Source organism: Mesorhizobium abyssinicae, from assembly GCF_049887195.1.
GTDB classification, from domain to species: Bacteria; Pseudomonadota; Alphaproteobacteria; order Rhizobiales; family Rhizobiaceae; genus Mesorhizobium; species Mesorhizobium abyssinicae.
Genome location: NZ_JARAKC010000003.1, coordinates 368,508 through 379,837 on the forward strand (window position 1 = coordinate 368,508; position 11,330 = coordinate 379,837).

The 11,330-nt window shown below is 64.1% G+C and carries 9 protein-coding genes; 4 read left to right on the plus strand and 5 right to left on the minus strand.

The features are described from left to right. Positions 1–1,848 (plus strand): ABC transporter ATP-binding protein, encoded by a 1,848-nt coding sequence (locus PU724_RS09785; RefSeq protein WP_354420318.1) that lies wholly within the window; start codon positions 1–3, stop codon positions 1,846–1,848. 105 nt (positions 1,849–1,953) lie between these two features. Here PU724_RS09785 and PU724_RS09790 read toward each other — a convergent pair whose 3' ends face one another. After that, a complete protein-coding gene (locus tag PU724_RS09790) occupies positions 1,954–2,226 on the minus strand; it encodes an exopolysaccharide production repressor exox (RefSeq protein ID WP_135860368.1) in 273 nt (90 codons plus the stop codon). A 607-nt stretch (positions 2,227–2,833) separates the two neighbouring features. On the opposite strand from PU724_RS09790, the gene PU724_RS09795 reads away from it, so the two are divergent. The 3 genes from PU724_RS09795 to PU724_RS09805 all read left to right on the plus strand — a co-directional run bounded on the left by PU724_RS09795 (position 2,834) and on the right by PU724_RS09805 (position 6,196). Further along, a complete protein-coding gene (locus PU724_RS09795) occupies positions 2,834–3,511 on the plus strand; it encodes a sugar transferase (RefSeq protein ID WP_127309729.1) in 678 nt (225 codons plus the stop codon). A gap of 174 nt (positions 3,512–3,685) precedes the next feature. Next, entirely contained in the window at positions 3,686–4,906 is a 1,221-nt protein-coding gene (locus PU724_RS09800) for a polysaccharide biosynthesis/export family protein (RefSeq protein WP_354420524.1), read from the plus strand. 204 nt (positions 4,907–5,110) lie between these two features. Beyond that, positions 5,111–6,196: an acyltransferase family protein gene (locus PU724_RS09805; RefSeq protein WP_354420319.1), complete on the plus strand. Its 1,086-nt coding sequence runs from the start codon at positions 5,111–5,113 to the stop codon at positions 6,194–6,196. 24 nt (positions 6,197–6,220) lie between these two features. Here the strand turns inward: PU724_RS09805 and PU724_RS09810 are convergent, their stop codons facing one another. The 4 genes from PU724_RS09810 to PU724_RS09825 form a co-directional block, all read right to left on the minus strand. Further along, entirely contained in the window at positions 6,221–7,489 is a 1,269-nt protein-coding gene (locus tag PU724_RS09810) for an O-antigen ligase family protein (protein WP_320253558.1), read from the minus strand. Positions 7,490–7,742: 253 nt separating this feature from the next. Further along, positions 7,743–8,570 (minus strand): SDR family NAD(P)-dependent oxidoreductase, encoded by an 828-nt coding sequence (locus PU724_RS09815; protein WP_354420320.1) that lies wholly within the window; start codon positions 8,568–8,570, stop codon positions 7,743–7,745. 49 nt (positions 8,571–8,619) lie between these two features. Continuing rightward, complete coding sequence (locus PU724_RS09820; RefSeq protein ID WP_127391362.1) at positions 8,620–9,126, minus strand: acetone carboxylase subunit gamma; 507 nt, start codon at positions 9,124–9,126, stop codon at positions 8,620–8,622. A gap of 4 nt (positions 9,127–9,130) precedes the next feature. Beyond that, positions 9,131–11,326: a hydantoinase B/oxoprolinase family protein gene (locus PU724_RS09825; RefSeq protein ID WP_127283218.1), complete on the minus strand. Its 2,196-nt coding sequence runs from the start codon at positions 11,324–11,326 to the stop codon at positions 9,131–9,133. Between the last annotated feature and the right edge of the window lie 4 nt (positions 11,327–11,330).

Genomic DNA, 11,330 nt, shown 5'->3' on the forward strand with positions numbered 1-11,330 from the left:
ATGGCTTCGATCCTTCGCCTGTCGCTGTTTCGGGATATCGCCGGCTTCGGCGCCGTCATGGCCCGCATCGGCGGGCGGCGGACGTGGATCGCGCTCGCCTTCCTCGTCCTCGGCAGCCTGACCGAAGGCGTCTCGATCCTGCTGCTCATCCCGCTGCTGCATCTGATCGGCAAATCCGACCAGGATTTCGCCATCAGGCTGCCCGACAATGCGTTGCTGCACTGGCTGGCGCCTGGCGGGACGCTTGGGCTGGCGACGGTGCTTTGCCTGCTCGTCGGCCTCGTCGCGCTGCAGGCGGGCTTCAACCGCTTCAAGTCCGTTTACATGGCGCGGCTGCTCTACGACTTCGTCAACCGACTGCGCATGGATCTGTTCGAGGCCATCGGCAGGGCGCGCTGGGGCATCTTCGCGCGCACGCGCAGCTCCGATCTCGACCACGCGCTGACCGGCGACATCGACCGCGTGCAGGCCGCCGCCTTCTCGCTGCTGATGCTGGCGCAAACCGCCGTGCTGCTGGCCGGTTATCTGGTGGTGTCGCTGTTCATATCGCCGGTGATGACCTCGTTCGCCATCGTCATCGGCGTGCTGATGTTCATGGCGTTGCGGCCTTTCCGCTCGCGCGCGACCGCCTATGGCCGCGTGCTCACGGCCAATCGCCAGGACCAGTACCGCACGGTCTCGGAGTTCCTCGGCGGCATCAAGGTGGCCAAGAGCCTGAATGTCGAGGCGAGCTACTTCGCGCAGCTGCGCGCGACGCTGGAGAAGATGAGGGCCGACAACCTCAACTACGTGCGCAACAGCACGATCGGCACCGCTTTGTTCCAGGTGGCAAGCGTCATCGGCCTCAGCCTGTTCATCTACATCGCGCTCACCCGCTTCCACCTCTCGCTGGCCGAGATCGTCGTGCTGCTGCTGGTCTTCATGCGCATCGCGCCGCGCTTCATGGACATGCAGACGCAGGCGCAGCAGCTGCTGATCAACCTGCCGGCCTACGCCTCGATGCAAGGCCTGCAGACGCGCTTCGACGCCGAGCGCGAGCCGGCGAGCCAGGGCACGCAAGGCGCGAGGCTCAGCCTCGATGTCGGGCTCAACATACGCGATGTCTCGCTCGCCTATGGCGGCCTTGCCGATGCCGTGGAGGGCAAGGCGGTCGTCAGCGGCATCACCTTCGGCCTTCCCGCCGGCAAGGTCACCGCGCTGATCGGCCCCTCGGGGTCGGGCAAGAGCACGATCGCCGACATGCTGCTTGGCCTGCTCGAACCGACGCAAGGCAAGATCCTCGCCGACGGTGTCGAGATCGGGCCCGGAAACCGCAGGCTTTGGCGCGACCAGGTGGCCTATGTGCCGCAGGACGTGTTCCTGCTGCACGATACGATCGCGGCGAACCTCCGGCTCGCCGCGCCGCAAGCCAGCGACGCGGAGCTGTGGACGGCGCTGCGCTCGGCGCATGCCGCCGATTTCGTCGAGCGGCTGGAGCAACGCCTGGACACCGTGGTCGGCGATCGCGGCATCCGGCTCTCCGGCGGCGAGCGCCAGCGGATCGCGCTGGCGCGGGCATTGCTGCGCAAGCCGTCGCTGCTCATCCTCGACGAGGCGACCAGCGCCCTCGACTGGCAGAATCAATCGCTGATCGCCAAATCGATCGACGGGCTGCGCGGCACGATGACGATCCTGACCATTGCGCACCGGCCTTCGATGATCGCTTTCGCCGATTGGGTCGTGGCCATTGAGAACGGCCACATCGTCGAGGTCGGGCAGTATCAGCGCTTGAAGGCGAAATCCGGCAGCCGGCTGTCCAGGATGCTGTCCGGCGAGCAAGCGGAACGAGAGGTAGCCGACGCCGGCTGAGGGCGCTCGGTCGGCCGTTGCTGCGGGACGCCGCATTAGGGCGGTTCAGCGTTTCATAGAATCGCCGGCCCGCTCTACTGGCTACGCAATTATCCTGAAATTGTTCTAGCGGATGCTGCGCCTGGCGCTGAACTTCTCGCCTTCGGCAGCCTTCGGCGCGCCCAGGCTTCTTTCAGCCTCGCGCATCCTGTCGGCCGTGGTCGGCGCGCTCCTGGCAACCATGAGAAAGACCAGCACAAAATAGCCGGCCTGAATAATGGCGGCGCAGATCACGGCGCGCAGCACGATCGTGCCGAGCGAGGCGCCTTCGAAATAGGACCACGAGATCACGATCGCGAGGGCGAACAGCATCCCGAAGATGAATTTTGGCAGTGACATCTCCGTCGATCCATCAACCGACGCGAGCATGCAAAAGTGACGACTTACCCACCCGAGTATCCCCCCATGCGCCACGCGAGCTATTCCTGCTGCTCGCTTTCGACCGGTTGCTTCCGGCCTTCCCAACCTATCCAAACTCTAACAGGAACATTTTGCGACTCTATTAAGGCGGGGACCCGCGGGCAAGGCCAACGGCAAATAATTTCGAATGGGTTTTCGGCTTCGACTCTGCCATGCTGCGTCGCACACGCAGCCTTCACAGCCGATTGCGAAAAGCGGATTATGCTGCAGTAGAATTTACAATATTAATTAGTATTTTACCGGAATAACTTGGCCATACGAGTGATTCGGAGGTGAGTTTAAGCGATCCCCTCTGCGACAAGGAACGATTCGCCCAAAAATGGCCTCAAAAAGGCACTACATTTCCTGGTGTTGCTCATATCTTGTCACAAACGTGCCATAAAGATGAATTTTTGGGCAGCGCACGTTTATTATTTAGTCAATTCATGACGTGACTATTTCATCGCGATGGGAAATTGTGTGTTGCGCTGCAGCATTTTTTTGATATCGTGCCGTAAACCATTCGTTCAACGTATGGAGTTGCGGCATGAGGGATATTGCCAAGCCGGCCGATGCGGGTTTCTCGCATGCCGGCATTGATTTTCCGCCACCGATCGGCGGCCTGCTTAAGCGCAGTTTCGACATCGTCGGCTCATTGGCCGGGCTGGTGCTTCTCAGCCCGCTGTTCCTGATGGTCGCGATGCTCGTGAAGCTGTCCGACGGCGGGACTATCTTCTATGGCCACAAGCGCATCGGCCGCGGCGGCCGCATCTTCCCCTGCCTCAAGTTCCGCACCATGGTCCAGGACGGCGAGCGGGTGCTGGCCGCGCATCTTGCCGCCAATCCGGAGGCCAACGCCGAATGGATCGCGACGCGCAAGCTGAAGAACGACCCTCGCGTCACGCGTGTCGGCCAGGTGCTGAGGAAGCTCAGCCTCGACGAGCTGCCGCAGATCATCAACATCCTGCAGGGCGACATGAGCCTGGTCGGGCCGCGCCCGGTCGTGCGCGACGAACTGGAGATCTATGGCAGCGCGGCGGTCTACTATTTGAAGTCGCGTCCGGGACTTACCGGGCTGTGGCAGGTCAGCGGCCGCAACGACGTGTCCTATGACAGCCGGGTCGCCTTCGATCGGCACTATGTCGAGAACTGGTCGCTGTTCGAGGACATTCGCATCATCTTCAAGACAGTGCCTGCAGTATGGATGTCACGCGGCAGCTACTGAGCCGCAAGGCCGGGGCTCCGCAAGGGGCGCGGCCGCCTTCGATTGGGACGCCGTTTCGCATTGGATCGGGCGTCCGGCAGCAAGCTCATCGGGCGATGGGGCAAGCGGATCGGAAACGTTCAGTTGAAAACAGACATATTCGGACTCCTTCGCGACAGCCGTCTGTCGCCCCCCATGATGCCGGCGCGGCTTGCTGTCGCCGGCCTTGCGCTTCTGCTTGCCGTCCCGGCGATCGCCGGCGACTACCAGCTTGGACCGCAGGACAAGCTCAACATCCGCATCGCCGAATGGCAGACGGTGGAGGGCACCTTCCGCGACTGGTCGGCCATCAACGGAGAGTATTCGGTCGGCCCCGCCGGAACCCTGTCGGTGCCGTTCGCGGGCGAATTGCCGGCCGCCGGCAAGACCACCGCCGAAATCGCCGCGGCGATCAGCGAGACGCTGCAGCGTAAGCTTGCGCTTTCCGACAAGCCGGAAGCCTCGGTGGAAATGGTGCAGTTCCGGCCGTTCTACATTTCCGGCGAGGTGCAGAGCCCCGGGCAATTCCCGTACGTGCCGGAACTGACCGTATTGAAGGCGATCAGCGTCGCCGGCGGCATCCGCCGCAACGCGGAAAATGGCCCGCAGCAGGATCGCGACCTGATCACCGCCAAGGGCAATTTCGACATCTACGACGACCAGCGGCTTCGCCTCGTCGTCAGGCGCGCCCGCATCGACGCCGAGCTCGCCGACAAGACGACATTCGAGGCGCCGAAGGAAGTCGCCGACGATCCGAAGGTGGCGACGATCGTCGCCGACGAGATGGCGGTGCTGACCTCCGACCAGAAGAAGCTCAAGCTGAAGCTGCAGGCGCTGGATGATCTGAAGAACCTTCTGCAGAACGAGATCGAGTCGCTGCAGAAGAAGATCGTCAACCAGCAACGCCAGGTGGACCTCGCCAAGGAGCAGCTCGACAGCGTCGGCGCGCTGGCGCAGAAGGGCCTCGTCGTGCAGACGCGGGTGCTGAATTCGGAACAGACCATCGCCGACCTGCAGGGGCAGATCCTGGACTACGAGACGGCGATCCTCACTGCCAAGCAGTCGATGAGCAAGGCGACGCAGGACGCCACCGACGCCGAAAACACGCTGAGATCGAGCCTCGCTTCCGACCGGCAGCAGGTCGAAACCGACCTGAAGGAAGCAGAACTCAGGGTGGGCATGCAAAAGGGCCTGATGACCGTGGCCTCGGACCCCGCGACGCAGGCGGCCTTGACCAACAGCGATCAACCCGCGCTTCAGTATGTGCTGGTTCGGGTGGTCGACGGCAAGACGAGCGAGATCGCGGCGACCGAGGAGACCCCGGTGCTGCCGGGAGACGTGATCAAGGTGAAGCTGGCGCCGATGACCAGTCAGTAATGCATGCCGCCCAAAAGCGCGCAGCGCATTTGGGACAACGAGATCACAGGAACAACACCTGAGGCGCGACGCGGCTCGGGTGGTCGGCAGGCCGGACGAGTGGGGCGCCGGCAAGAGTTGAAAATGGCAGCATCGAGTGCCGCCCGGCGGGCGCAGGAGAGCCGCTGAAGAAGTCGCGCAGCGATCCGCTGATGAAGGCCACGAATGCAGCCGGCAACCCGTCACGTCTACCTCAATCTCGACGCGTTGCGCGGTGTGGCCGCGATCTGCGTGATGCTCTACCACTTTTCGCCGTTCATCGCCGACGGCAAGGTGCTGCCGTCGAGCTACCTGGCGGTCGACCTGTTCTTCCTGCTCAGCGGCTTCGTTATCGCCCACGCCTATGACCGGAAGATCGAGGCGGGGATGGGATTCGGATCCTTCCTGCTGGTGCGGCTGATCCGGCTCTATCCGCTCTACCTCGCCGGCACCTTGCTCGGCGCCTTCTACCTGCTGATCAAGAACACGCTGATGCCCGGCGACTACATGCCGATGTCCGACATCGCCATGATGCTGACGACGGGCATGCTGTTCATCCCGCTGGTCGGCAATGCCTATCACACGATCTTCCCGCTCAATCCGGCCTCATGGTCGCTGTTCTTCGAGCTGCTGGTGAACATCGCCTATGTGCTCCTGTTCTTCGCCCTGTCGAAGCGCGTGCTCTCGGCGCTCGTCGCCGGCAGCCTCGCGCTGTTGATCGTCGCCGCGGTGTTTTCCGGCACCCTCGATTTCGGCATGACCGGCGCGACCATCGCCAGCGGCCTGCCGCGCGTCGCCTTCTCGTTCTTCCTGGGTGTCCTCATCTGCCGGTCGATGGCGCAGGGAGGCACCGGCTTCCTGCAGAGCGGCTACTGGGCCGAAATGGCGCTGCTTCTGACGCTGGTGATCTTCGCCATAGCGCCGGCCGGCGGCGGCGCGCGCGCTGCCTATGATCTGATCTGCGTGGTGCTGCTGTTCCCGGTCATGGTGACGGTCGGGGCGGCGGCGCCCAACCGGCCCGGCCTGGCGAAGCTGTTTGGCTGGCTCGGGCGGATCTCCTACCCGATCTACATTATCCATACGCCGATGCTGATGATCATCGCGGGAGGGGGCAAGGCCGTCTCCATCGATCCGTTCGCCAACCATCCCTGGTTCGGCATCGCCATGGCGGGCGCCGTGATCGTCATCGCCGACGTCGCGACACGCATCTATGACGAGCCGGTGCGGCGCTTCCTGCAGCGGCTGACCCAGCGCTCGCGCGCCATCGCCTGAGTTTTTCTCAACGAGAGCAGGCGCTCAGCCGCTTGCGGGCTTCGCTTCCTGGATAGCGACGCGCGCGCGGTGCGGCCGCGCCGCCACGGGCGCCGGGCGCAACTTGAACAGGCCGTAATAGACGACGAACGAGGCCGTGAAATACGGGCCGAGGATCTCGACCTCGAAGAAGGAGCGGAGCAGCATCAGGCCCACCGCGCCGGCAAGCACGACCGAATCGACGCGCCAGTCGCGGAAGATCACCGACGAAACGTGTCCCCAGAAGGACCGCAGGATGACCAGGGCAATGAGCGTAACCCCGACGAAGCCAAGCTCGACCAGGGTCTCGATATAGGTGTTGTGGAAGTGGAAGCCGGTGCGGGTGGTGATGTAGAACTCGGCCCACAGCCGCTCGGCCTCGGCGAAGCCCTGCACCCAGTAGGCGGCGTAGCCATAGCCGAGAATCGGGAATTGCTGCGCGGCCTCCCAGCCCTGCTCCCACAGATAGGTGCGCCCGGTAAGCGTCGAATCCTTACCGAAGATGCCGAGCACGAAGTCGAGCAGGCCGAGATTGAGCGCAGCCATGACCGCGCCGACCAGCGCGCAGGTGCCGACCGTGAACAGCACCCGCCGATAGCGGCGCGACAGGACCTTGCTCACGCCGAGCAGCAGGACGACGCCGACGGCCGCCGGCAGCGACGCCACCGAGGTGGCGGAATGGGCGATCGCCAGCATATAGAGGGACAGCAGGCCGATCGGCGCCGTCCACACCAGGCTCTGCCAACCGCGCCGGTAGAAGATGGCAAAGACAAAGCAGAAATAGAGGCCGAGCGAGGCGAAGAAGCCGACCTGGTTCTTGGAGCCGAAGGCGCCGACGAAATTGGTGGTCCCGTCGATGGTGTCGAGCGCGTAGCCGCCGACGCGCAGCGAATAGAGCAGCACGAGGAAGATGCCGATCAGCGAGCCGACCACCAGCGTGCGGACACTGACCGTGCGCGCGGCGACATAGGCGCACAATATGTGCGAGAAATACTGCAGCGCCGCCCGCGCCGTTGTGCCGGGCGCATGCGACCAGAACACCGAGAAGCAGATATAGGCGGCGAACAGCAGCGGCAGCCAGGCGTCGGAGAGATGCCGCAGGAACCGCCGGTAGTCGACCAGGATCAGCGGCAGCCAGACCGCATAATAGGCGAGGATGAGAACCTTGCCGAAATTCGTGGAATAGGCGAAGGCGATGACCGAGATGGCAACGGCAAAGGCGCCGTAGACGGCATTCCTGTCCGGATCGATCAACAAGGATTTTGGAATCTTCATATCCCTACCGGATATCTCTTTCGCTGAGCCCTTGGGAGCAGGCTGTCAAAGGCCGGTGCGAAGCCCGGGGCATTCCCCGATCCGGGCTTCCATTGTGCAGTGCAATATAACTTACCGTCCTATCGTGCGGCACTCAACGACAAATGTTGTCGCGGGCAAATGAGCGCCTGCAAAGCCATATGGCACAAACGCATGGCGCGAATGCGGCGACGGCGCGTGTCGAGGCGCTGCCGGCCACCGTCGCGCGCCGGCGCTACCACAAGGCGCCGCCGGTGATCTGGATGTTTTCCATGGTGATGCCCCTGGCGGCGTCCGAGCACAGGAACACCGCGAGCGCGGCGATCTCCTGCGGCTGCAACATGCGGCCCTGGGGATTGCCCTTCCTGAGTTCGTCCATCGCCTCCTCGACGCTGCGGCCCTTGCCTTCGCGCGCCACCACCTGGGCGACGTTGCGGCGCATCAGCTCGGTCTCGACCCAGGTGGGGCTGATCATGACGCAGGTGACCCCGTGCGGCGCGCCTTCCAGCGCGACGCACCGGGTGAGGCCGAGCAGGCCGGCCTTGGAGGCGCAGTAGGCGGGATTGTCCTTCCAGCCGACGGTGGCGGCGGTGGAACCGATGTTGACGATGCGGCCCCAGCCGCGCTCGATCATGGCGGGCAGCACGGCGCGAGTGACGCGGAAGGCGCCAGTCAGGTTGGTGTCGACGATCTTGTCCCAGAGCGCGTCGGAATGACCGCAGACCGGCTGCTCGGCGGTGGTGCCGGCAGCGTTGACGAGGATATCGATCGGCCCGAGCGCGCCTTGCGCCTCGGCAACGAAACGGTTGGTGAGATCGCTGTCGCGCACATCGAGATGCGCGGCGTGCACCCTGGTGCCATGCGCGGCCAGCGCCGAGCGGACGCGTTCTATCTCTTCGGCGCCGGGATAGTAGGCGGCATCGGTCCCGCCCGAATCTGGAGCGGCCACGTAAGAGCCGACGGCGACGCTTGCCCCGGCCTGGGCGAGCGCGGTGGCGATGGCGAAACCCATGCCGGAAAAACCGCCGGTGACGATCGCGCTGCGGCCGGACAGATTGGTCATCGAGCACCTCCGGGATCAGACGGCTGCATAACCTCCCCGCCCATCGCCATCAACCTCCCTTGCTTGACGGCTCCAGCGGCTTGCCCAGCCAGTCGCGATAGAAGCCTTCGAGGTCCGGCTCGAAATCATGCACGATCGGATAGCCGGGCGCCGCCGCCTCGACCTCGTGCAGGGTACCGCATTCGGGGCAGATGAATTCCCGGATCTCCATCCATTCGGGATCCGGCAGGTCGCTGTTCGGGTAGATTTCGCGCAGCGTCTCCTCTGTGTCGCGCACGATGATCGCGGCCTTCAGCTTCCAGTTCCGGCGGTAGTCGCCGAAGGAATGGCCGCATTCGCATTTCGTCACCCGCTCGCCACCGCTCTGGCAGATGAAGAGGTGGTCGCCGACCGGCAGCAGGATCGGATCCTTCCAGCCGACGCGATCCTGCAGCACCGCGACATACTTGAAGAAGCGGTCGTCGTCCTTGTAGGCGCTCATGATGCGACGCGTCTGCGGCCAGGGCAGCGTGCCGGCTACCAGATCGGCGATGACTTCCTTGCTGTATGAGGTCATGTCCCTACTCCACGCCGAAGGTCGATTGGGCATCGACATCCCAGAAGGTCGAAAAATCCCTGGTGAAGCGCGCGGAAAGCTTGATCGCGCTGGCATACATCTTCTTCACCTCGGGCGCGAAATCGGCGGCCTTTACCCGCTCGCGCTCCTTGGCCATCCACTCGGAAACGGGCTTGGCGCGCGCCAGCCGCTTGGCCCGCATCTCGGCGCGATGGCGCTTGGTGGCTTCGATATTGGCGACCGGGAAGCCCTCCCCGTCCTCGTCGAGCACGATGCCGAAGATGCCTTCCGCCGCTTCCCTGGTGAGAAAGCCGTTCTCTACGTCCCAGGCGGTCTTGAGCGGATCACGCTCCAGCACGTCGCCGTAACCGCCGCCGCCATTGTAGGAATGGGTGAAGACGTCGCCGGTCTTGTGCGGCGCGGTGATGTATGGCCCTTCCATCGTCACATGCTGGCCTTCGAGCCGCACCTCCAGTTCCGAGCGATACGGATTGGTGCCGGTGTGGTGCGCCAGCGGCGCGCCTTTTTCGGCAAGCTCGAAGATGTTGGTGTCGCGCACCGCGCGATGTTTCTGGCAGGTCGGCGCCGGATAGCCGCCGCACAGGCCGCCATTGTCGAAGACGCGCGAGGAGTGCTCGGAGGTGACCAGCCGCAAATGGTCGGTCTTCGAAACCAGCCACGTCGACAGGAAGGAACAGCCGCCGCGATATTTGCCGGCGCCGCCGGAATTGGGAACGATGGAGCGGCCGATATAGAGCATCGGCATGTTCTGTTCCCAGATCTCGATGTTGCCCATGTCGGATTCCGGGTTCCAGCCGACATAGGCGGTGTCGAGACCGTCCTTGATGGCAAGTGCGCCGGAGCCGGCGGCGGCGCATTCGAAATGCGCCATGCCGAACAGCGTGCCGTACTGGCTCTGGCCGCCCATCTCGATCATCGGGCTGTTGACCTGGCCGACGAAAGCCTCCTCCACGAACCCGCGGGCGATGAAGGAGCGCGACAAGAGCCGCTGGAAGACGCCATAGGCGGGCAGCAGCAGCGCCCAGGAGGTGGCGGTCGCCACCATCTCGTTGTCCGGATTGGTCCAGGTGCCGTGCGGCAGCTTCAGCTCCGTCGCCATCCAGGCGCCGTCATTGACGAGACCCTCGAAATTCATGTGCTGGGTCAGGGTCACGAACATGCCGCCATCCATGCCGGCCGGCGTGCAGTTCATCGAATGGTAGCCCCAGGGCTGGGTGCCCTCGAAGTCCATGATGATCTTGCCGTCGGTGGTGATCTCCATCTCGATCGGCATGTTGTAGAGCCAGTCGGGATCGCCGAGCGGCTGATAGCCCGGCTTGCCGGCGGTGACATGGCCGTAGAAGGTGTGGCCGCGATAGATGCCGGGCACGGTGAGCTGGCGGGTGCGGGCGAGCTGGGCTCGGCGGCCCTCCTCGATGAACTCCTTCGACACCTGCATCCAGTAGTCGAGGCCGATCTCGTCGATCAGCGCCTTGACGCTCTCGCGCATGTCGATGCAGGAGGCGACCTTGGCCTTCTCGTCCAGCACCCAGTAGATCGGCATTCTGAGATTGCGTTCGCAGCGGATGACGTAGTCGCGGCGCAGCTCATCGTTCTCGCCGACCTTCTCGGCGCAGACGAACAGGCCTTCGGTGAAGCGCTCCTGCGCCAGCGCCACGTCGCCGCCAGGGGTGATGCCGCCGGCCTCGAGCTCGTGGCAGACGGCGCCGGCCCAGCCAACGAGCTTGCCGGAATGGAAGATCGGCACCACGTCCATCACGTCCGGCACCTGCACGGTGCCGATGAAGGCGTCGTTGTTGGCGAAGATGTCGCCGTCGCGGATCTGCGGGTTCTCCTCGTAGCCGTTGCGGATCATCCATTTGATGAAGCGGCTCATCGTGTGGACATGCACCATGATGCCGTTGGAGAGCGCGATCGCGTCGCCTTCCGGCGTGTAGATGGCGACGACCATCTCGCCGACCTCGCGCACGCCGGGCGAGGCCGAGATGCGGCGGGCCATCTCGCGCGCCGAAACGCAGTAGGCGCGCAGCTTGGTGTGCAGCGTCTCGAACTTCAGCGGGTCCTGGTTGCGCAGCTCGAGCTCGGTGATGCCGTCATAGCAGCCGGTCTCTTCCATCAGCCTTTCGGATTCGATCAGCCGCTCGCGGATGCGGAGCGCGGAGGCGGGTTTGTCCAGCATGGCG